Origin of the sequence: Planococcus sp. CAU13 (genome assembly GCF_000775575.1) — a bacterium.
Lineage (GTDB): Bacteria > Bacillota > Bacilli > Bacillales_A > Planococcaceae > Planococcus.
The window spans coordinates 1-21,771 of the sequence record NZ_JRGN01000082.1; the positions used below are offsets into that span (position 1 = coordinate 1).

General features: G+C 46.7%; 24 protein-coding genes and 1 tRNA gene. 10 read left to right on the top strand and 15 right to left on the bottom strand.

All coding sequences use genetic code 11. The annotated features are described in order from the left end of the window. Positions 1-122: 122 nt before the first annotated feature. The 5 genes from KW93_RS16875 to KW93_RS03655 all read right to left on the bottom strand — a co-directional run bounded on the left by KW93_RS16875 (position 123) and on the right by KW93_RS03655 (position 5,283). Positions 123-836 carry a PepSY domain-containing protein gene (locus KW93_RS16875; RefSeq protein ID WP_052131453.1) on the bottom strand — a complete coding sequence of 238 codons (714 nt, stop codon included), beginning with the start codon at positions 834-836 and terminating at the stop codon, positions 123-125. Next, positions 833-2,206 carry a HAMP domain-containing sensor histidine kinase gene (locus KW93_RS03640; RefSeq protein WP_052131454.1) on the bottom strand — a complete coding sequence of 458 codons (1,374 nt, stop codon included), beginning with the start codon at positions 2,204-2,206 and terminating at the stop codon, positions 833-835. The genes KW93_RS16875 and KW93_RS03640 overlap by 4 nt, the downstream gene beginning before the upstream one ends. After that, positions 2,190-2,885 (bottom strand): response regulator transcription factor, encoded by a 696-nt coding sequence (locus KW93_RS03645; RefSeq protein ID WP_033541611.1) that lies wholly within the window; start codon positions 2,883-2,885, stop codon positions 2,190-2,192. Before KW93_RS03645 ends, KW93_RS03640 begins: the two co-directional genes overlap by 17 nt. A 62-nt stretch (positions 2,886-2,947) precedes the next feature. Then, the gene (locus KW93_RS03650; protein ID WP_033541612.1) at positions 2,948-4,336 is read right to left on the bottom strand and encodes an aldehyde dehydrogenase; all 1,389 of its coding nucleotides are present in this window, start codon (positions 4,334-4,336) and stop codon (positions 2,948-2,950) included. Positions 4,337-4,356: 20 nt separating this feature from the next. Next, positions 4,357-5,283: a Gfo/Idh/MocA family protein gene (locus tag KW93_RS03655; RefSeq protein ID WP_033541613.1), complete on the bottom strand. Its 927-nt coding sequence runs from the start codon at positions 5,281-5,283 to the stop codon at positions 4,357-4,359. A gap of 121 nt (positions 5,284-5,404) precedes the next feature. Here KW93_RS03655 and KW93_RS17595 point away from each other — a divergent pair, with 121 nt between their 5' ends. From KW93_RS17595 to KW93_RS03665, 3 genes are all read left to right on the top strand, one after another. Beyond that, entirely contained in the window at positions 5,405-5,548 is a 144-nt protein-coding gene (locus KW93_RS17595) for a hypothetical protein (protein ID WP_162835039.1), read from the top strand. Positions 5,549-5,679: 131 nt separating this feature from the next. After that, on the top strand, positions 5,680-6,396 hold the full coding sequence (locus KW93_RS03660; RefSeq protein ID WP_033541614.1) for a thermonuclease family protein: 717 nt from the start codon (positions 5,680-5,682) through the stop codon (positions 6,394-6,396). Positions 6,397-6,491: 95 nt separating this feature from the next. After that, positions 6,492-6,564: transfer RNA gene (locus KW93_RS03665), tRNA-Val, on the top strand. Positions 6,565-6,764: 200 nt separating this feature from the next. On the opposite strand, the gene KW93_RS03670 is transcribed toward KW93_RS03665, so the two are convergent. From KW93_RS03670 to KW93_RS03690, 5 genes are all read right to left on the bottom strand, one after another. After that, positions 6,765-7,895: an S-layer homology domain-containing protein gene (locus tag KW93_RS03670; RefSeq protein ID WP_033541615.1), complete on the bottom strand. Its 1,131-nt coding sequence runs from the start codon at positions 7,893-7,895 to the stop codon at positions 6,765-6,767. Between the two features lie 181 nt (positions 7,896-8,076). Continuing rightward, complete coding sequence (locus KW93_RS03675) at positions 8,077-10,116, bottom strand: TRAP transporter permease (RefSeq protein WP_033541616.1); 2,040 nt, start codon at positions 10,114-10,116, stop codon at positions 8,077-8,079. Then, complete coding sequence (locus KW93_RS03680) at positions 10,106-10,630, bottom strand: DUF1850 domain-containing protein (protein WP_033541617.1); 525 nt, start codon at positions 10,628-10,630, stop codon at positions 10,106-10,108. The genes KW93_RS03675 and KW93_RS03680 overlap by 11 nt, the downstream gene beginning before the upstream one ends. Before the next feature lie 76 nt (positions 10,631-10,706). Next, positions 10,707-11,696, bottom strand: a complete 990-nt coding sequence (locus tag KW93_RS03685; RefSeq protein ID WP_033541618.1) for a TAXI family TRAP transporter solute-binding subunit — start codon at positions 11,694-11,696, stop codon at positions 10,707-10,709. Between the two features lie 122 nt (positions 11,697-11,818). Next, entirely contained in the window at positions 11,819-12,403 is a 585-nt protein-coding gene (locus KW93_RS03690) for a phosphatidylglycerophosphatase A family protein (protein WP_033541633.1), read from the bottom strand. Positions 12,404-12,514: 111 nt separating this feature from the next. Between KW93_RS03690 and KW93_RS03695 the strand changes: the two genes are divergently transcribed. The 3 genes from KW93_RS03695 to KW93_RS03705 all read left to right on the top strand — a co-directional run bounded on the left by KW93_RS03695 (position 12,515) and on the right by KW93_RS03705 (position 14,268). Further along, the gene (locus tag KW93_RS03695; RefSeq protein WP_033541619.1) at positions 12,515-13,237 is read left to right on the top strand and encodes an alpha/beta hydrolase; all 723 of its coding nucleotides are present in this window, start codon (positions 12,515-12,517) and stop codon (positions 13,235-13,237) included. A gap of 77 nt (positions 13,238-13,314) precedes the next feature. Beyond that, complete coding sequence (locus KW93_RS03700; RefSeq protein WP_033541620.1) at positions 13,315-13,833, top strand: YjcG family protein; 519 nt, start codon at positions 13,315-13,317, stop codon at positions 13,831-13,833. Further along, complete coding sequence (locus KW93_RS03705) at positions 13,834-14,268, top strand: GNAT family N-acetyltransferase (RefSeq protein ID WP_033541621.1); 435 nt, start codon at positions 13,834-13,836, stop codon at positions 14,266-14,268. Positions 14,269-14,334: 66 nt separating this feature from the next. Here KW93_RS03705 and fabI read toward each other — a convergent pair whose 3' ends face one another. Together fabI and mgtE are read right to left on the bottom strand one after the other, a co-directional pair. Beyond that, complete coding sequence (gene fabI / locus KW93_RS03710) at positions 14,335-15,105, bottom strand: enoyl-ACP reductase FabI (RefSeq protein WP_033541622.1); 771 nt, start codon at positions 15,103-15,105, stop codon at positions 14,335-14,337. Between the two features lie 78 nt (positions 15,106-15,183). After that, entirely contained in the window at positions 15,184-16,554 is a 1,371-nt protein-coding gene (gene mgtE, locus KW93_RS03715) for a magnesium transporter (RefSeq protein WP_033541623.1), read from the bottom strand. A 100-nt stretch (positions 16,555-16,654) separates the two neighbouring features. Between mgtE and prpE the strand changes: the two genes are divergently transcribed. Further along, positions 16,655-17,392 (top strand): bis(5'-nucleosyl)-tetraphosphatase PrpE, encoded by a 738-nt coding sequence (gene prpE / locus KW93_RS03720; RefSeq protein ID WP_033541624.1) that lies wholly within the window; start codon positions 16,655-16,657, stop codon positions 17,390-17,392. Here the strand turns inward: prpE and KW93_RS03725 are convergent. From KW93_RS03725 to KW93_RS03735, 3 genes are read right to left on the bottom strand one after another with little or no spacing between them, the layout of a single operon-like run. Then, positions 17,385-18,263, bottom strand: a complete 879-nt coding sequence (locus KW93_RS03725; RefSeq protein WP_033541625.1) for an RluA family pseudouridine synthase — start codon at positions 18,261-18,263, stop codon at positions 17,385-17,387. The genes prpE and KW93_RS03725 overlap by 8 nt on opposite strands. Then, positions 18,260-19,066, bottom strand: coding sequence for an NAD kinase (locus tag KW93_RS03730; RefSeq protein WP_033541626.1), 807 nt, complete (start codon positions 19,064-19,066; stop codon positions 18,260-18,262). Before KW93_RS03730 ends, KW93_RS03725 begins: the two co-directional genes overlap by 4 nt. Further along, entirely contained in the window at positions 19,063-19,740 is a 678-nt protein-coding gene (locus tag KW93_RS03735) for a GTP pyrophosphokinase (RefSeq protein WP_033541627.1), read from the bottom strand. The genes KW93_RS03730 and KW93_RS03735 overlap by 4 nt, the downstream gene beginning before the upstream one ends. Before the next feature lie 110 nt (positions 19,741-19,850). Here KW93_RS03735 and KW93_RS03740 point away from each other — a divergent pair, with 110 nt between their 5' ends. The 3 genes from KW93_RS03740 to KW93_RS03750 all read left to right on the top strand — a co-directional run bounded on the left by KW93_RS03740 (position 19,851) and on the right by KW93_RS03750 (position 21,748). Continuing rightward, the gene (locus KW93_RS03740) at positions 19,851-20,429 is read left to right on the top strand and encodes a CYTH domain-containing protein (protein WP_033541628.1); all 579 of its coding nucleotides are present in this window, start codon (positions 19,851-19,853) and stop codon (positions 20,427-20,429) included. A gap of 126 nt (positions 20,430-20,555) precedes the next feature. Continuing rightward, the gene (locus KW93_RS03745; RefSeq protein WP_033541629.1) at positions 20,556-20,954 is read left to right on the top strand and encodes a globin domain-containing protein; all 399 of its coding nucleotides are present in this window, start codon (positions 20,556-20,558) and stop codon (positions 20,952-20,954) included. Continuing rightward, a complete protein-coding gene (locus KW93_RS03750; RefSeq protein WP_033541630.1) occupies positions 20,951-21,748 on the top strand; it encodes a ClpXP adapter SpxH family protein in 798 nt (265 codons plus the stop codon). The genes KW93_RS03745 and KW93_RS03750 overlap by 4 nt, the downstream gene beginning before the upstream one ends. Positions 21,749-21,771 lie beyond the last annotated feature (23 nt).

The window sequence follows — 21,771 nt, forward strand, 5'->3', positions numbered from 1 at the left end:
CCAGACTCCGGCGATCCAGCTCTTCGGGTCGTAAGTCAAATCAGCTGCCGTGGCAAAAGGCGCCACTCTGCTGATTCGCCTTATGCCTTTCAGAGCTTAACAGATGCCGTCACTTTTCTTCACTAGTCGTCCCAGTCCACGGTCATCGTTTCCCCGCGGATTGCATGGATTTGAATGGTTGCTTCCTGGTCGGTGGCGTCATTTTCAATTTCCACCAGATAATAGCCGCCGTCCTGTGTTTCGACAAACTCCACTTCCTGCACTTCGCCGTCAAGTGTCTGCCTGGCGATGGCAATTGCCTCATTGCCCGAAATGACACTGCTGGAAACCGGTGGAGCCGGCTGTTCTTCAGGTGCAGGATCGGCCTTCGTTGTCTCCTCTGAAGATATTTTTCGGATTTCTCCTGAGTCAGCCGAAATGGCAAGTGTTGAAATTTCAGTTTCACCCTCGACTTTCACTTCAAATTCATTTTGCTCTTTCAGGTAATTGGTTTCTTTTACTTCTCCCTGAACTTCAGCCACGGCAATTTCTTCAGCCTGTTTTTCTGTGATGTTTTTTACGGGACTGGCCTTTTCAATCAGTTCCATTGAAGCGACCTGCCCGGAATCCCGGTTGACGACAGCGCTGTAGCGCCCTTCATCGTTCTGGAACTCGACAAGGATTTCATTGCCTGAAACAGTGGTCCTCCCTGCCGTGCCGCCATACAGCTCAACGACTTTTTCCATCGCTCCCGCTTCAGTCAGCCGCTCCGTATTGTTTGTGGAATTTAAGAGGAAAAACACAATTGCGGTGCCCAGAATCGCTGAAGCTGCCAGTATGCCAATCCATTTTTTCATCTCGATCCCTCCTGCTCCAATTCTAAGGGATGAACATTAAAATCCGATGAGAATCTGATGGAAATTGTCGTACCTAATTTTTCGATGCTTTCAATTTCCAGCTTTAAATTCATGATGTCCGCCAATTGGTTCGCCAGCGCAAGACCCAGCCCGAATCCGCCCGTCTCACGGTTACGTGCTTTATCAACACGATAGAACCGGTCGAATATATAAGGCAGCGATTCTTTCGGTATGCCTTCGCCGTAATCGCGGACCTGGATAATGGCCGACCCATCAAACTTCGCTGTGACTTCTATCCGCTCTGTGCTGTATTTCCTCGCGTTGTCGAGAATAATGTAAAGCAATTGCTTCAGCTTCACAGGGTCCGTTGAAACGGTCAATGGCTGATTTTCCACTTCCAGCACGAAGTCCCGGTTGTAGGCCTGATTAAAGGCGGCAACCGTTCCGGCAAGAAAATCGCCCAGCTCAACTTCCTGATAAACCGGCGATGCTTCATTTCTTCTGGCAATCAACAGGAATTGTTCGATCATGCTCGTCATCCGGTCGGTTTCGGTGCGGATGGCTGAAATGCTTTCTTTCGCAACCGCCTGATCTTCCAGTCCCCGGCGCTCCAGAAGTTTTGCATAACTGCCGATGATGGTCAACGGTGTCTTCAGTTCATGCGATGCATTGGAAACGAATTCTTCCTGCTTCAGATAGTTTTCTTCGAGCAATGCCATCATCTCATTAAACGTCATGCCCATCTGATTGATTTCATCATTGGACTGCTCGGAAATCGGCAGCTTTTCGAATTTGCCGCTTTGCTGGATGTTCCGCATCGTCTCGGTCAAAGCGGTAACCGGTCCGGTGACGATTCTCGCCAGTACCGCTCCTGAGACAATTACCGGAATCATGGCGATCAGCACCGCGACTGCAAGCACAAGCCGCAGCGTGTCCAGATTGCCGGAGACTTCACGCAGCGATTTTGCAATCTCCATTTCTGCGACTGTGCCATCCGACCAGATGATCGGCGCATGCGTATAAGCGAAACGCTCCCCTTCCACAATCACTGTCCCGGATCGCTCATCCAATTGGTCCGGCAGCTGCACCGTGATTTCGGGTTTTTGTATCAGCTCGAGCACATTGCCATCCTGATCGGTCACTTTTATCATGCCAAGTACCGGAACATAGCCGCGCAGAACTTCTTTCGGGTCTAAAACTTCGCTGCTGTTATATGTCCGGAGCAGCGCATCGCCCACCGATTCAAGTTCATCGACTTCCGTGGAATAGGTTAACGAGCTGAACGAATAATAAATGACTGCGGTAAGAATAATCAGAATCACAAGGGTCAGCAATGTCGAATAGATATGAATCCTATTTCGCAGTTTCATTGTCCTGCTCCTTCAATACATAGCCGACACCCCGGACCGTTTGGATATAAGTCGTTTTTTCACCCGCGTCCACTTTTTTTCTCAGATAGCGGATATAGACATCGATGACATTCGTGTCTCCGTAATAGTCATAGCCCCATACCGCATTCAAGACCTGTTCCCGGGTCAACACCTGTTTCGGATGCTTCATCAGAAACAATAATAGATCGAACTCACGCGGCGTCAGTTCAATCTGGCGGCCGTTCCGTGACACGGCACGTGAAATTTCATCCAGCTCCAGGTCCAGGAAGCGGTGACTTTCCGAATTACCATTGCCGCTCAGGCGAAGATTGGCACGGATTCTTGCAAGCAGTTCCTCAATTTCAAAAGGCTTCGTTACATAATCATTTGCGCCAAGATCGAGTCCAGCCACTTTATCCTTGACATCATTTTTCGCCGTCAATAAAATCACCGGCAGCTTGTCATCCGCTGCACGTATCCTTTTCAAAACGTCGAGTCCATGGATTTCAGGCAGCATCAGATCCAGCAGCACCAGATCCCATTCCTGTTCCCGGAATTTGATCAGCCCTTCCGATCCGGAATGGGCTACGGCTGTTTCATAACCTTCATAATTCAGTTCCAATTCCAAAACTCTCGCGATACTTTTTTCATCTTCAATAATTAAAATGCGTTCAGCCATTCCAATCACCTCTTAGAATCATATTAGCAGTTCCAAAAAGAAAAAAGCGACCCGCAGGCCGCTTATTTCAATATCCCCTTAATGTATTTCAATTTATTGTTATAAGGAGGGAACACGACATTGGTCGTGATTTTCGTCGATTTTTTCAGAATTGATTTTGCATGTGTAAAAGCTTCAAAGCTGTATTTGCCATGGTAGGAATTCATGCCGGAAGGTCCGACTCCCCCAAACGGCAGATATGCGCTTCCGACGTGGGAAACCGTGTCATTGATGCATCCTCCACCGAATGGCAGCTCCTCCAGGAAAAAGGCGATTGCGCGTTCATTTTCGGAGAACATATAAGCTGACAGTGGTTTTGGCAGCCGGCGGATCTGACGAAGCAGCAGCGGAAGGTCTTGATATGTAACGATCGGCAGAATCGGCCCGAATATTTCATCTTCCATAGAAGGGCTGTTCCAGCTGATGTTGTCAAGGACAGTCGGTTCGATATAGCGATTGGAACGATCCGTTTTGCCGCCGTAGATGATGTTATCCGATTCACTTTCAATCAATTCAGCGAGGCGGTCAAAATGCGACGTGGAAACGATTCGGCCGTAATCAGGACTCGCCTGTGCGTTTTTACCGTAAAATGCACTGATGGCTTTCGTCAGTTTTTTGATGAATTCCTCTTTGACGGATTCATGGACACAAACATAATCGGGAGCAACACAAGTCTGGCCGGTATTCATCAGTTTGCCCCATGCTATGCGCTTGGCGGCCAAATCGATATCGGCGGTCTGATCGACAATCGCCGGGCTTTTTCCGCCAAGCTCCAGCGTGATCGGCGTCAGTCTTTCTGATGCTGCCTTCATGACAACTTTTCCGACTTTGACACTGCCGGTAAAGAAAATGTAGTCGAATGAGGCATGGATCAAAGCAGTAACTTCTTCACGTTCGCCTTCAACGACACGGACATAATAAGTAGGGAATGCTTCTTCCAGCACAATCCGTATGGCGCGGGTCACATTCGGCGTCGTTTCGGATGGCTTGACGACCGCACAGTTTCCGCCTGAAATGGCACCGATCAATGGCTCCATCACCAATTGAAATGGATAGTTGAATGGCCCGATGATCAATACGGAGCCATAAGGTTCACGAATGATGAAGCTTTTTGACGGCTGCAGATGCAGCGGCGTCTTCACCTTTTCCGGCTCCATCCAGTCTTCCAGGTTTTTTTGCATATTGCCGATGCTGTCCAGTACAAATCCGATTTCGGTGGCATACGCTTCGAATTCGCTTTTACCGAGATCGCGTTCAAGCGCTTCCGTAATGACTTCTTCATTGGCCAGGATGGCTTGCCTTAAGTTTTCCAGTTGCGCTCTCCGGAAATCCGCAGAACGGGTAGCTCCTGTATAAAAATAATTTCGTTGTTCCTGTATCATGCGCTCAACATCATTGGCTGTAAAGTTCATATAAACCCTCCTGTATCGTCTTATTCGTCATTCAGCAGCTGATCGATAATGCGCTGAACAGCCAACCCTTCTTCAAATGGAACCAGCGCGGTTGACATCTTTTTCATTTCTTTGAACAAGCTTGGGACTTCTGCAAAATGCGTGAGCTCAGTGCGGTCTTTCTGTGGCTCATCCAAATACAGCTGTGACCAATTTTCCAGCGTCAGAACGCCCTGGCTGCCGTAAACTTTGAATTGCAGCAGTTCTTTCTGGCCAATGCCGCTTAGGCCTGACAGCAATAAAGGCGTACTGCCGTTGACTGCTCCCAGGGCAATGAGCCCTGTTTCGCAAAGTTCCGGCTGAGCCGGGTAGGTCACCTGATGGGCTGTAATGGTAATATTCCCGAATATCCTTTCAATCAGCTGGATATAATGAGGGAACACCTCTCTGATGAAGCCCCCTTCCAGCCTTGAACCGATCCATGGCGTCTGCTGCCACGGACGCGGCCAAACCGGAAATACTGTATGCAATTCAATTCTGCCGATTTCACCGATGCTGCCATTTTTGATCCGTTTCGCCATTTCGTGTACAGCAGGACTGTACATCAATGGAAAGTGCATCGCGGAACGGACACGATTTTCAGTTATTGACGCGACCATTTGTTCACCGGCTTCGGCATTATGCGCAAGCGGCTTTTCGCTTAAAATATTTATTCCCGCATCCGCTGCCATTTTCGCAAGTTCGGCATGGGAAGACGGTGGAGTTCCAATATAGATCCAATCCGCTTTTGAGTAAAGGATTTCATCAAGTGTGGCTGCAATCGGCACCCCATAATTTTCTTTCAGCGATTGCAGGCGATCCGGGTTTTCATCGTATACCGCAACTATTTTGACGCCATTCTCCTGCTGGATTTGCCGGATGATGCGCTCCCCTACAATCCCCGCACCTATAATACCTATTGAAATCATGCAATCCCTCTCCCTGTGAGGCCTAAAGGCTTATTTTCAATCTTCCTGTTTATTAGTGTAACCTGCAGGGGTATAGAATAGTCAAACAATAAAAGAAGTTAATTTGGAGGAGGAACAGATGATGGAAGAAACTAAAAACTGGTGGGAACCCGTATTCAGCGGAGAATTGGAAATCGGCTTGAACAAAGAAAAGCTTCAGGATATGGAAGAGGAAGCTTTCCTCTATTACGGCCAGCCAAATCTTGAAATGGAGACACATCTGTAAATTGAGCATTTATTTCGTTTTAAGTTGCATGCCTACATAAAAACGCCTTTTTCAATTGAATTATTGAGAAAGGCGTTTTGCTGTTCCAGATTATTCAATCTTTTATCCGAACATAAGGAAGCGGTGGTCTCATGAAAAATATTTTCGCTGTTCTGCTTGCGCTGCTTCTGGCAGGTTGCAGCCTCCCTGGTTCCACAGACACCGGCGGCAGCTCAAATCAGGTTCCTGCAGAAGTTCTCTCTGTAATCGATGGAGACACCGTAAGAATATTATATGAAGGCGAAGAAACCACCGTGCGTTATCTGCTGATTGATACGCCCGAAACCAATCATCCCCGGTTTGGTGAGCAGCCCCTCGGCAAAGAAGCGACAGAAGAGAACCGGCGCCTGATCGAGTCCGGCGACGTAACAATCGAGTTTGATGTCGGCGATCGTCTGGACGATTACGGCCGTTTACTTGTCTATCTGTATGTGGATGGTGAAAGTGTCCAGGAACAATTGCTCCAATCCGGCCATGCCCGTCTCGCCTACGTTTTCCCACCGAATACGCGTTACCTCGATGAATTCGAAGCCGCGGAGCAGCAGGCAAAAGAGCAGAGTCTTGGGATATGGGAGTTTGAAGGGTACGCAACTGACCGGGGTTTTGACAGCGGGGCAATTACGAAGAGCAATTTATCCAATAATGATTCTAATTCCGAAGAATGTGCCATTAAAGGCAACATCAACCGAAACGGAGATAAAATCTATCACATGCCTGGCAGCCCTTCCTATGAACAAACAAATCCGGAGGAATGGTTCTGTTCGGAACAGGAGGCGTGGGATAATGGCTTCAGAAGTCCGGCACAGTAGTGGCAGCTCGAGTATGATTTCAGCCTGACGGAGCAAAAATGATGCTTGCGCTTTTCATAAGCTCACGCTATAATTGGAAATGTCCTTGTAATTGCGATTCCTTAGCTCAGCTGGGAGAGCGCTACCTTGACAGGGTAGAGGTCGCTGGTTCGAGCCCAGTAGGAATCATTGGGTGCCAAACCCGCAGCAGATTTTAGGAACAGAATCTGCTTATAAAAACCGTCGCCTTCGAGTGACGGTTTTTTTCTATTATTACATAAATCATATAACCCACTATCGGCTGCGATAGTGGGTTTTTTGAATATTATTAGTTTTACTGTAAATTTCTATATCCTTATCAATTCTGCTTTTTCGTTCATTTTATTCGATTAAGTATCATTCGGCAAACTTCCTGTGACTTCCATATAGGAAGAGTAAACTTCATGGAAAGTGTTAAAATAAAAATCCTCTTCCATCCTTTTCTTATTGAACCAGTCGAAGAATCCCCCTATTATCAATAATTTAGATTCCGGGGTTCTGGGTATTACAAAAGGATCAAATTTTAATCCTTCGATTGCATCTATCATTTCTTCTGTTGTTGTTGCATTGTTTACAGCTGACAGCAATTTAGCATGGACTTCTATTGAAGTTTTGAGCGCATGTACTACTTCTGCTCTGGTTTTAAAGTCAGTTTCACTGTAACTCTCATAAAAAAACTGCGAAACCTGATATTGATCAATTATAAGAGTGTCCAAGTAACTCACAGTATTGAATGTGCTAAGAGCATTTGCAATTTCATAAGAATTCGCTTTATTGACTGCCACCACTGGATAGGGTATTGCTATTTTTTGGTCAGTTGCATCATAAGCACGAGTGAGAAATGAAGCGAATTGCCCCCGTGTCGTATGTTCCAGCGGACGGAAATTTTTCTCGGTTGTCACATTATTTTCAGAGAGGATATCAATGTATTCATGAAAGTAAGAAAAAGAAAAATTCTTGTCTTGAACCTTTGAAGTTACACCTTCTTGGTCTTTTAATCCAAAAGCATTTACCAGCACTTTTGCCATTTGCTGACGTGTGATTAAATTATTCGGCATTAAGTTATTATTAGAACCTTCAAAAATCCCGGCATCTTTAACAATTAAAGAATATTTATATAGTTCTTCGTCTCTTCCGTCAGGCACATCATTAAACTTTGTTAAATGAGGAAAACCATGTTTACTGACTTCAGTGATTGCTTTCCCTTGAAGACCCAGCATATATTTGCCCAGTGCTTTCACTACATGGCCTCGGGAAAGAGACTCGTTCGGTCCGAATTCCCCATCCGGATAACCGCTCATTATCCCTAAGTCATAGGCTCTGTAAATTGCTTGACTGTGAGTATTTGCTGAACTTACATCGGTAAAAGCAAACTCTGGTTGTACGTTGACTGAGTCATCAGCTGCTGCAGGAGACGCTAAAGTTACTGCCAACGAAACTATTACTGCATAAACCGAAAATTTCATATAATTTCTTTTCAACTTTCTGCCCCCTTACTTCTTCCTAACTAACTAATCATACTGGATAATTTTAGGTAAGTCTATGGTACTCCTATTTTCATTATTCTTATTTTCATTATATAGAAACTGGTGATAACTTTTCTTTATATTGATAAAAATAAAAACTCCCGAAAGAGCTGATTATGCGCTTTCGGGAGTTTTACTATGCTTCTGTAGTTTTGGGTTTCGGATCTTTCTTATCGCGAGCGAGCCATTGGATTGCAAACATGATGATAAACACCACCGCACCAATTGTATCCGATAAACCTTCAGGATAAATCAGTGCCAATCCGGTTGCTACCATGATAATTCGTTCGAACCAAACTAATTTGCGGTACCAATAGCCGATCATTCCGGCACCGATGGCAATCATACCGGAAACTGCTGTAATCAGCACCCAAATTATTTCTGTAAAGGTGACATCAATCATTAGTAATTCGGGCGATAACACGAACATATACGGAATGATGAACGCCGCAATGGCGAGTTTGGCTGCAGTGACTCCCGTCTTGATCGGTTCACCGCCGGATATGCCCGACGCCGCAAAGGCTGCCAGTGCAACAGGCGGGGTTATGTCGGCGATAATACCGAAATAGAATACGAACAAGTGGGCAGACAATGCGACAACAATCGGAACTGCTGCACCTTCAGGATATTCAAGCATCAGCAAAGTGATGATGGCAGGAGCCGCAATTGTAGACGTGATAACATAGTTGGCCGTTGTCGGTGAACCCATACCCAGCACAATCGCTGCAAGCATCGTGAAGAAGAGCGTCAACAGCACATTCCCGCCGGAAGCCGACACGAGTCCGTTCGCCAGGCTTAAGCCCAGTCCGGTTTTTACTACGACACCGACAATGATACCTGCCGCTGCAGTTGCAGCTGCCACTGCCAATGCAGTTCTGGCACCATCCACCAACGCATCGATCATATCTTTGAAATTAAGTCTTGTTTCTTTATCAAACGCACTGACTACAACCGTCAGCACAATACCATAAAGTGCTGCCTGCATCGTCGGAACTCCGATCAGCAGGAAAACGATGATTGCTACGATCGGCAGCAGCAGATAAATCTTTTTCAAAATTTCTTTACGGTCCGGCAAGTCCTCTTTCGGGAGGCCTTTCAAGCCGATCCGTTTTGCTTCGAAATGCGTCATGATCCAAATTCCCGTGAAATACAGCAATGCGGGAATCGCTGCAGCTTTCGCAATTTCCCAGTAAGTGATGCCTCCGATGAATTCAACCATCAGGAAGGCAGCGGCACCCATGATTGGCGGCATCAGCTGGCCGCCTGTAGAAGCAGCAGCTTCAACCCCGCCAGCGAATTCCTTTTTGTAGCCGAGTTTCTTCATCATCGGAATCGTATAGGAACCGGAAGTTACAACGTTTGCAACCGAACTTCCTGAAATCGTCCCCTGCAGCGCACTTGAAAAGATAGCCACTTTTGCGGGACCGCCAATAAGATGCCCCGCGAAAGAAACTGCCAGATCATTGAAGTATTGCCCTACACCTGTTTTTACGAGGAACGCCCCGAATAACAGGAATGTGAAAATGAAAGTTGAGGAAACTGCCAGCGGCGTCCCCAGAATCCCGTCTGTGGTAAAGAACATCAATTGGACAAGCGAGTCCAGGTCCTGTCCCCGATGCCGAAGAAAGCCCGGGAATGAAGGTCCGAAAAACGCATAGGTCAGAAACAGAGACGAAATGATCGTAATCGGCAATCCAACTGCACGCCGTGTTGCTTCAAGCGTAAGAAGTGTCGCCAGAATACCAACGGCCAGATCCAATTCGGTAACCCGTCCGATGCGGAAAACGAGATCATCATACATGATCGGCCAATAGGCACCAACGCCTATAGCCAGGAGTGCCAGAATATAGTCATACCAGGCAACTTTATGCTTGATCCCTTTCTTTCTGAAAGCCGGGAACAGCAGGAAAATCAGTGACAGGGCGAAACCCAGGTGAATCGACCGCTGGATATAGGCTGTATACTGCCCGAAAACTGCAGTGTATAACTGGAACAGTGAAAACGCCAGAAGGCCGAAAAATACTACATATTTCATAATTCCCGCTAAATCACGCGTATTCGATTCAGGGTCATATTTCTGCAAAATTTCCTTTTGTTTCTCTTCTGAAATGTATGTATCATCTTCAGGCGGCAATTTCATTTGCTCTCTTTCTTCGGGTGGTAATTTATTGCTCATCAATATTCACTCCTTTTAATTGCTGGAAAAATGACAGCCGCTGAATTCGGAACGTATAGGTTTTTCCTCTTACGAGTGCCTTTTTCAAATCAAACTCTTCGCCATTATCCATAAAAAATAAACCGGCATCCACATCACCGATCAATATACGAAATTCCGGCAGTATTCTGTCCATATTCTTGATGTAATACTTACCGTCCTTTTCGAGAAAAACTTCCCCTTCTCCTGCGTTGGAAGGCATTCCGATATTGAAATCTTCATATTCCAATTCAACCATTTTCATCGTGTTGTCCGGCAACACTTCAAAGCTTTCCACCACATCGGATAAATGTATGGAATGTGTATATTTTATCTGAAATCGGGGCTGAGTCAATAGATAATAAGCTGCAAGGCTTCCTGTATCACTCTCGAATAATGCAATACTTCTTTTCAGAGGGATAAATCCTATTGAGGAGCTAATCAAGATGAGGGCGATCAGAATCAGAAGAAAACGCTGCCTGGAATTAAGTCGCATGGTCATTCTCCTCCGTAGCATCTAAACAAATAACGACGATAAAGCTTGCGCTTTATCGTCAATTAGTTGCTGTATCTTATTGATTTACTTCATCGAAATATCTTTGTGCGCCCGGGTGGATATCGATTCCGATACCGTCCAGAGCCGTTTCAGCTTTGATGAATTCAGCTTTTGCATGCTGAATTTTATCTGTGTTTTCGTAGATCGCTTTTGTAATGTTGTAGACAGTATCTTCCGACAGGTCGTTCTGAGCTACAAGCATAGCCAATACCGATACGGTCGGCACTTCTTCCGTCAAACCATAGATGCCTGCCGGTACAGTGTCGTGCGCATAGTAAGGATATTTTTCGATCAATGCATCCGCTTTGTCCTGTGCAACCGGTACAATAACTACGTCTGCTGTTGCGCCTAAACTTTCAACAGCACCAGTCGGTGTTCCTGCTGTGATGAAAGCAGCGTCGATCTGTCCTGACTGAAGGCTTTCCTGTGATTCACCGAAATCCAGGTTCTGTGCGTTGATATCATCCATTGTCATACCGTGGATTTCGAGCAATTGCTCAGCGTTGATATAAGTACCTGATCCAGGCGCCCCAACAGAAACTGATTTCCCTGCAAGATCTTCGAAAGATGTGATGCCTGAATTCGCAGTCGTAACCAGCTGGATAGTCTCAGGGTACAATGCTCCGATTGCAGAAACTGTATCAATTACTTCCCCTTCGAACATATTCGTACCTTCCGAAGCGTAGAAAGCAGTATCCGTCTGAACGAATGCGATCTCTGCTGTTCCGTCGGCAAGTGCTGTCATATTCGCCGCAGATGCCTGCGAAACTTCAGCAGTTGTATCAATGCCTGTTTCATCTTCGATAATTTGAGCCATTGCTCCGCCAAGCGGATAATAAGTCCCTGTCGTCCCGCCAGTCAGGATACTGACGAATTCCGGATCTGAAGAGCCTCCGCTTTCTCCACCGCTTTCCCCCGGCTCAGCAGAATCATCTCCGCATCCTGCAAGAAATACAGAACCAGTCAGCGCTACTGCTGCAAATAAACCAAATTTCTTTTTCAACATAATTTGACCTCCCCTTATATAGTTACAACATGTTTCTTACACAATAATACCATGACTTTTTATCCAAGTGTTAATCAATTTTGGATTTAGTAACCGTTTTCACAGGATGACAGGGAAATTACTCAGGTTTCTGCGCCATCCACATGCATTTCCGGTGCGGTCTCATCCGCCGGAATATCTTTGAAGTCTTTTCCTTTTTCTTCGAGATCTCGTTGCCGGTGGGCGATCCGTGCACTTGCACACGCCGCAATGCTCGACACGAGATCGTCAAGGAAGGTATGGACCTGTCCGCCGACTTTTGTATCAAGCTCCCGGATGACTCCGATTTTGTTTTTGTCAAGATGCCCAAAAGTCGTGACTGCAATGCTTCCGTAAGTCAATACAGCTCCCAGGCCAATCATTTCATCGACTCCGAAAAGCCCTTCATCCGTATCAATAATCTGCTGAAGCGGGCGTGAAAGTTTCCCCTGCTCCGCCAGTTCATCCAGTTCTACACCTACCAGCAGAGCATGCTGCATTTCCCGTTTCAGCAGAACACTTTCCACGGATTCGATGCAATGTGCCATTTCCAGTCCTTTATTATATGGCTCCTGCATTTCGAATACGATTTTGGCAATTTCTTCAATAGAAACTCCGCGTCTTTGCAGCGCTTCCTGCGCCGCCTTCGCCACTTCATCCGAATGTACCCGGTATTTCCCTCCATCCATTCCTTTCAAGTCAATCCCCCGCTTTCTGTTTTTAATGATTGCTCCCCCATTATACCTTGCTGTCTGAGTATGATACAATTTTCTTACAATACTCAACAAGGGGGCTCCATCATGAATCGAGGCAATGTGGAAGATATTACAATTTTCAGTGAAGAACTCCAGGAAGATATGCAATTGCTGGTATATTTGCCTTATAATTATTCACCTTTATACAAATACAGCCTGGTGATCGCGTCAGACGGCAAGGACTATTTCCAATTGGGGAGGGTTCCCCGTGTAGTCGACGAATTATTGGAAAAGCACGAAATCGAAAACATCATTTTTGTTGGCCTTCCTTATAAGAGCGTGGATGACCGCAATAAAAAATATGAACCTTCTGGCTCTCAGCACGCAGCTTATTTGAGATTTCTGGCACATGAACTGGTGCCTTATCTGGATGAAAAATATCCGACATACCAGGTGGGCATGGGCCGCACGCTGATCGGCGACTCGCTTGCTGCGACCGTCAGCCTCATGGCGGCATTAAAATATCCGAATATTTTTGGACGGGTCATTCTCCAGTCCCCGAAAGTCGGACCAGAAATGATGGAGGCCGTAGCCAATTTTAATATGACCAACTCGTTCACGGTCTATCATGTCATCGGGACCGGTGAAACAGAAGTGAAACTGACTTCGGGCAAAACAGCTGATTTCCTTAAACCTAACAGGGAACTGCATGCATTGATGACCGAAAAATCATTCCCTGTATTCTACGAAGAATTTGACGGAGACCATACATGGAAGTACTGGCAGCCGGATCTTAAACGGGCTTTGATCCAGAATTTCGGCGTCTGAAACGGATTCGCAATTTCCAGCTTTCTTTTGTTATACTGTAATAAGAATAGATCTATATATTAGAAGGAGGTATATTTATGAAATACGGTATTGCAGCATTTCCATCAAAAGAATTACAGGACATCGCCAATGCTTACCGCAAACGGTATGATCCCCATTACGAGCTGATAACGCCGCATATTACGCTGAAAGATGAATTTGAAGCGGACAGCTCAGAAATTAAAGCCATCGTTGATGAGCTTGCAAAAATTGCAAAACGCAACAAGCCTTTTAAACTGCATGCAACAAGCGTAAGGTCTTTTTCACCTGTCACCAATACGCTCTACTATAAAGTGGAGCCGACCGAAGAGATTATTGCGCTGCATGAAGAGCTGCATTCCGACTTTTTCGGAGGTATGCCAAAACATTCATTCGTACCGCATATCACGATTGCCCAAAAGCTGTCTGATTCCGAGCATTCGGACATTTTCGGCCAATTGAAAATGGCAGGCATCGATCACGAGGAAACGATTGACCGCTTCCACCTCCTTTATAAACTTGATGACGGTTCCTGGACAGTTTACGATACGTTCCGTTTGACTGGAGATGAGCAATAATTGCAGAAGGTCAAAAAAGCGGAAAGTGAACTCGAAAAAGAACAGGCTTTTGAAATCCGGCGAAAAGTTTTTGTCGATGAACAGCAGGTGCCTCTCCATATTGAGATGGATGAGTACGATGATGCCGCCACCCATTTCGTGGGGTATAACTTTCAGCAGCCGATAGCAGCCGGCCGGATCCGTGAAATCGAGCCGGGCATCGGCAAAGTGGAACGGGTTTCAGTGTTGCCTGAATTCCGCGGACAGCATGTTGGTGTGCTGCTGATGGAAGCGATGGAGGAATACGCACGGTCTGCCGGCATGTCCGTTTTAAAACTGAACTCACAGTCCTATGCCATTCCTTTTTACGAAAAATTAAATTACACCGTGACTTCTCCCGAGTTCCTCGATGCAGGAATCCCGCACAGAACCATGGAAAAGAATCTCCACGCATGAAAAATCCAGCCCTCGGAAATTGAAGGGCTGGATTTTTTATTGCCGCCATTTTTTATCTGCAGACTTTTAAAGAACGTGATATCCGCTGTCGACGTGAATCGTTTCGCCGGTGATTCCCCGCGACATTTCGCTGAACAGGAAGACAGCCGTGTCTCCGACTTCTTCAGGTGTCGTATTGCGGTGAAGCGGTGCTTTTTCCTCGATTTCGTGAAGGATTGAATTGAAATCGCTGACTCCCTTGGATGACAGTGTACGGATCGGTCCGGAAGAAATCGCATTGACACGGATTCCGTGCCTGCCTAGATCTGCAGCCAGGTAACGGACCGACATTTCAAGTGCGGCTTTAGCGACGCCCATCACGTTGTAATTAGGAAGCACGCGCTCCCCGCCGATATATGTCAGGGCTACAATGCTGCCGCCATCAGTCATCAGCGGTTTTGCATATTTTGAAATGATCGTCAGTGAATAGGAACTGATATTTTGAGCCAGCAAATACCCTTCTCTTGATGTTTCCGAAAAGTCCCCCGCAAGTTCCTCTGTTTTGGCAAAAGCGATGCAATGTGCGAGGCCGTCAATTTTACCGGCCTGCTCTTTGATGGAAGCAAAGCATTTTTCCACATCTTCATCACTTGTTACATCACACGGCAGAATGATATCGTGTTTCCCTTCAAGTGTCGCCACCAGATCGCGGACAGACTTCTCAAATCGTTCACCGGCGTATGTAAAGATCAGATTCGCTCCAGACTGGTCAAGCGACCGGGCTATGCCCCATGCAATGCTGCGCTTATTTGCCACTCCCATTATTACGAAAGTTTTGCCTTTCAATGAAATCGTCATTTTCATTCCCCCTGAATTCTGATTGTTACCTGGTACTAATATTACATCATAAAAAAGAAAAGTGCAATTTGCACTTTTCTACAGGCTGCTCAGGAACGTTGTGGCCAGTCCCAGATAGATTAAAATGGAGATAATGTCATTCAAAGTCGTGATGAACGGACCCGACGCCACGGCAGGGTCGATATTCAGGTGATGGATCAATAACGGAATAAAAGAGCCTGCAAGCGTAGCCACGAAAATAGAGCCTGCAACTGCTGTTCCGACCAGTAAGCCGATCAGCAATTCGCCTTTCCAGAAATACACCAGCCCCACCACCACGGCTCCGCACACAAGACCCGTGATCAGTCCCGTCCCGGCTTCCCGGAACAAGAGCCTGAGCTTGCTTTCATCTTCTATATCCCCTGTCGCGATCCCGCGAACTGCAACCGCCAGTGCCTGAGTCCCGCTGTTTCCTGCCATTCCGGCAATCAATGGAATAAATACTGCAAGCAGAGCCACCTGATCGAGAGTGGCTTCAAACATGCCCATCAGATTTGCCGTCAGCATGCCGAGAAATGTTAAGAGAATCAGCCATGGCAGCCTTTTTTTAGCCGCACTTAATGATCCTTTATCGAAATTATCCATATCGGATACAGCTGCCAGTTTGGAATAATCGTCTGATGCTTCTTCATCCAGAACGTCGATAATATCATCGACGGTTATGATGCCAAGCAGGTGATCCTGGAAATCGACGACCGGCATGGCGAGAAAGTCATAGTCTTTCATCATGCGCGCCACTTCTTCCTGGTCTTCCCCCACTGATACACTAACAACCCGCTCATTCATAATTGATTCGATCAATGTATCTTCATCCGCAATGATCAAATCCCGCAGCGTGACAATTCCGGCCAGCCGTTTTTCTTCGTCTATGACAAAGACATAATAGATCGTTTCTGCATCCGGAGCGGCGTTTCTCAGAATATTCATTGCGGACCGAACGGTGGAGTTTTTCGGAATCGCCACGAATTCGGTTGTCATGATCGACCCCGCTGTATATTCTTCGTAATGAAGAAGGTCCTTGATTTCTCTCGCGGACTCTTTTGGCATGATGGTCAAATAACTCGCGACCTGATCCTTCGTCAGATTGTTCAGGACGTCCACTGCGTCGTCCCGGTACATAAAGGACAGGAGATCTGCAGCATACATGGAATTCATTTCTTTAAACAGGTCTTCGTATTCGTCGTCATCCAGTTCAACCGTTTCAAAAATGGTTGCCATTTCTTTGGGAGAGAGATATTCATACAGCTGCCGGCGCGTTTCCAGCTCTGCTTTTTCATAAAATCCAGCCTGGTCATAAGGGTGATGTGACAGGAACTCTTCCCTGAATTCTTCCACTTTTCCCTGGCTAAGCAGCTGCATCAGCATTTCTTCGTCCAACTCTTCGTCCCGCACAATTTTTTCTTCCAGCATACCGGCTCCCTCCTTTCGAATTTACGGCACGCCGCTTTAGTATTCTATACGCTGGACTGATATTATGTATAGTGAAATAATCGCTAAAGAGGTGTGTTCGATGAAATATGACATTATCGGTGATATCCATGGCTGTTGCGATGAACTCATGGAATTGCTTGAAAAACTTGGTTATCAGTATAAAAATGGCGTCCATATCCATCCCGAAGGAAGACAGCCTGCATTTGTCGGAGATGCCATGGACAGGGGACCCGATTCACTGGCCGTACTGCAATTATTATTCACCCGGCAGGATCAGGGCATCCTGTTCTATTCCCCGGGGAATCACTGCAATAAACTTTACCGGTTTATGAAAGGCAATTCAGTCCAGCTGGCACACGGTCTGGAAGTCACCATCGCCCAGTGGCGGGCATTGCCGAAAAAAGAGCAGCAAAAGTTCCGCCAGCGCTATATCCGCTTTTACGAGGAATTGCCGCAATACCTGGTTCTGCGTGATGACCTCATCGTAGCGCATGCGGGATTGAAAGAGCATATGATTGATATGCCGATTACCCGGAAAATCGAAGTATTCACACTGTACGGGGATGTCACCGGCAAATTCCATGCCGATGGCCGCCCGGTGCGCCGCGACTGGGCAAAATCCTATGGAGGCGAGCCTTGGATCGTCTATGGCCATACCCCTACCGAAAAACCGTATTTTGTAAATCGCACCGTCAATGTCGATACCGGCTGCGTGTTCGGCGGTTCGTTGACGGCTTTCCGTTTTCCGGAACAGGAACTTGTATCGGTCGATTCAAATCAGCCCTATCAGCCTGACCGGTTCCACCGTTTTACCTGATCAGCGCCGCCATATCTTCCCTGTTCGGCGATTTGAACATGAGCATTTGGCCGGTAACGGGATGGATCAGTTCAAGCTCCCGGCAATGAAGGGCCTGGCGGCTGATCATTTCCCTGGTTCCCCCGTATAAGTCATCACCGACAAGAGGATGGCTGATATGGGCTAAATGGACGCGGATCTGGTGCGTGCGCCCTGTATTCAGCTTCAGCTTCACATGGCTGTAATCGTTAAAGACCTGGATCAGCTCGACTTCCGTTTCGGCAAACTGGCCATCAGCGCGCACTTCCCTTTCGATGATGCTGGAGTTTTTTCTGCCGATCGGTGCCGTAATGATAAATTTCTCCTGCTCTACTTGCCCATGGACCAGCGCTTCATAACGCCTCGTCATCTTTTTTTCCTGCTGCTGCAGCGACAGCATATGGTGAATATGGCGGTTTTTAGCGATGCACACAAGTCCGCTGGTATCGCGGTCCAGCCTCGTCGCAATATGAAGGGTCGCCGGTATTCCATGATTTTCGAAATGTTTGGCTACAATATTCGCCAGGCTTCCCGCTGGGTGCTCACGCGATGGAATCGTATTCTGCAAAGGCGGTTTATCGACGATCAGCAAAGCGTCATCTTCATGGATGATTTTCAATTCCCCATCTTCCGCCTTCAAGCCATTCCCAAATTCCTCCAACGGAAAAACAACGGTCACGGCATCACCTGTCCGGAGTGGATGCCTGACCGTCACTTCATTGCCATTTACCAATATCTGTCCGCCGCCATATTTTACGGAAGCCAGCGTCCGCTTAGAAATTCCCCATGAATGCAGGGCCTCACGGAGCAGCCCATGGCCTGCCGCAGTATATGTCAGTTCAAAAGGCTTCATTTGTATTCCCCGCTGTCGATAAAGGAATCGTGCACTCTTCTCCAGAATGGAAATGGCCGGAACCGGGCAAACCTGACTTTCTGATCCGCCACCCGGTATTCGATGGAACGCACATCTTTATGCAGTAATTGCAGATGGTCGACCGTCACCATGAAATCCGGAGCTTTCACCGGACGCAGCGCACAGCGGTGGTGCGAAGGCAGGACAAGCGGCGAACCGACTGTCCGGAACACCCGGTTATTGATGGATGCCATTTCGGTCAATTGCATCGCTTCAAGAGAAGGATGGATAATTGCGCCGCCAAGTGCCTTATTATATGCTGTGCTGCCGGAAGGCGTGGACATGCAGAGGCCGTCTCCGCGGAAACGCTCGAAATGGTTTTCATTCAGGAACACGTCCATCACCAGCGTGACATCCGGAGACTTGACAGTCGATTCATTCATGGCCAGATAAACTGCCGGCTCCTCTTTATTGCGGTAATGGATGCTGGTTTCGAGAAGCGGATACTCAATGACTTCGTATTCTTTTTTCGCGATCGACAGGACAAGTTTTTCGATTTCAATCGGTTTCCAGTCAGCGTAGAACCCAAGATGCCCTGTATGTATTCCGACAAACGCAACAGACGCCAATTGGCTTGAGTATTTGTGGAAAGCATGCAGCATGGTGCCATCCCCGCCTATCGACAGGACGATATCCGGTTCTTCCTCATTCCATTCCATTCCAAAATCGTTCAGATAAGCGCGCGCCTTCTCCATCAGTTCGTTTGAAAGGTCATCACTTCTCGATATGATAAAAAATTTCATCTTTTTGTTCTGCCTCCTTCTTCACCCTGCGGAAAATGGGTTCCCGGTGATTCTTTAAACTCTGTGAAATAGGCCTGAGCTTCCTGGATTTCATCACGGATCTGAGACATTTCCTCATCCAGCTGGAATGCCGCTTCTGCCGCACGCTGCAGCCGGAGTTTGATTTCGTCCGGGAAATCGCCTTTGTATTTGTAGTTCAGGGAATGTTCGATCGATGCCCAGAAATTCATCGCCAGCGTGCGGATCTGGATTTCGGCGAGGATGAGCTTTTCTCCGCTGATCGTCTGCACCGGGTATTCCACAATAACATGATAGGAGCGGTAGCCGCTTTGCTTTTCACGGGAAATATAATCCTTTTCTTCCACGATCCGCAGGTCATTGCGTTTTCGGAGCAGCGACACGACCGTTTCAATATCTCCCACAAACTGGCACATCATTCGGATCCCTGCAATGTCCGGCAATTCTTTCGCCAGTTCTTCGGATGGCTCGAATGGTATGCCTTTTTCGAGCGATTTGTCATAAATGCTGGCAATCGGTTTGACTCTGCCGGTCACAAATTCAATCGGCGAATTCGTATTCTCGGCATCGTATTGTCTGCGCATGCCTTTAAACTTAATCTTCAGTTCATCCACTGCCTGTTTATAAGGCGTTAAAAATCGATCCCATTGTCCCATAACCGCTCCCCCGCTTCTGACTCCTATATAGTGATATTTTAACATAGGACTGTCATTCGTTGCAGTTTGACTGAAATTATCCCATAATAAATTCAAGCGAGGTGCTGGCCATGACAAAAGAGCTTGAAATCGAATTCAAGAATTTATTGACCGAAGATGAATACGTGACATTGACCGCCCTTTTCGGATTTTCACCAGAAGACGCTCAGACGCAGATCAATCATTATTTTGATACAGTGGATTTCAGGTTGCGTGAACAGAAGTCCGCGCTTCGGATCCGCCAAAAAGACAACGCATTCGAATGCACGCTGAAGACACCGGCGGAGAACGGCTATTATGAAATTACTGATGCACTCCCCAGGCAGCAGGCTGAAGACATCATTAACGGGCGAAACTTTGCGGCTCCTGAAGTATCAGAAGTTTTGAAAGAACAGGGAATACTTCCCGGAGAATTGGTGCTGCTCGGAAGTTTGACGACTCACCGGATTGAATTTACATATGACGGGGGTCTGCTGGTACTTGACCGCTCCCAATACCACGGCACAGAAGATTTTGAGGTTGAATTCGAAGTCACTGATTTCAACGACGGCAAAGAGAAATTCCGCAAACTTCTGGAAGACAATAAAATCCCTGTCCGCCGCACAGACAAAAAAATTGCCCGCTTCATGGCGGCGGCAAAAAAGCGTTGAAACAAGAGAATATTATCCGATAAAAATATTTCCATCCATAATTTGTAAAGCAGAAAAGCTAACTATTTGAGATATTCCCATTCCGTTGTTAGAATGAATCTACAGCTACGCAAAGGAGACATAATGATGACTGGAAAACCTTTACTTCCGTACGATGAAATCGGTGCGGAACGGCTGTCCCGATTAGTGGACGCATTCTATGCCCGTGTCGCTGTGCATCCAAAGCTAAAGCCTATTTTTCCTGATGACCTATCAGAAACTGCCAGGAAACAAAAACAATTCCTTACCCAATACTTAGGCGGACCCAATATATATTCAGAAGAACACGGACATCCCAGATTAAAGGCAAGGCATCATCCTTTTCCGATTACACCGGAACGGGCGCAAGCCTGGCTTGAGTGCATGAGCGAAGCAATGGATGAAATCGGATTGACAGGACAATTCCGTGAAACCTTCTATAATCGATTGGTCTTGACTGCTCACCATATGGTCAACGAACCGGACAGTGAGGAGGAAATGGTTTGAATAACCTGGATTTAGCCAAAGAAATCTATGACACCCCGACCCCTTTAAAGCCTATGGAATTATATGTTTTCTTAGATCCCCTCAACATGGAATGCTGGGAACTGCAATCCGTCATGAGGAAGCTCCAGATCGAATACGGCCATTATTTTTCAATGCGTGTGGTACTCAGCACAAAATTATTCAATTTGAACAGCCAGCATAAAGTTTCGTCAGTTGCGACTGACAGCCTGGCTCACCCTGTACTTGCATCAGTTGCAGTAAAAGCTGCTGAACTGCAGGGAAAACGTGCCGGCAATCAATTCCTGCACAAATTGCAGGAACAGCTTTTCCTGCAGACAAAAGATGTTTCATCCTATGAAATCCTGCTGGAGATTGCCGGCGAAGCCAGTTTGGATCAGGATGAATTCAAAAAAGATTTTCATTCCGTCCATACCGCGAAAGCTTTCCAATGTGATCTTAAAATTACGCGGGAAATGGAAATAACGGAAGTGCCGAGCATCGTCTTTTTCAATGAATGCATTGAAGATGAAGGCGTAAAGGTTTCCGGACTCCATTCATACGATGTTTATATTACTATTCTTAAAGAGATGCTGGGCAGCGAAACCTTGAACAGACAGGCCCCTCCATCCATTGAAAAACTGTTTACAAAATTCAGTACCATCGCTACAAGGGAAATTGCTTCCATTTACAACATCTCGCTGGAAACTGCGGAACGCGAAATGAAAAAGCAGATGCTTCAGCAAAAAGTGGAACGCATTTCTCTGCCGAACGAAACGTTATGGAAAGCAAAATAAGCACAGCGCCTCTAGAGGCGCTG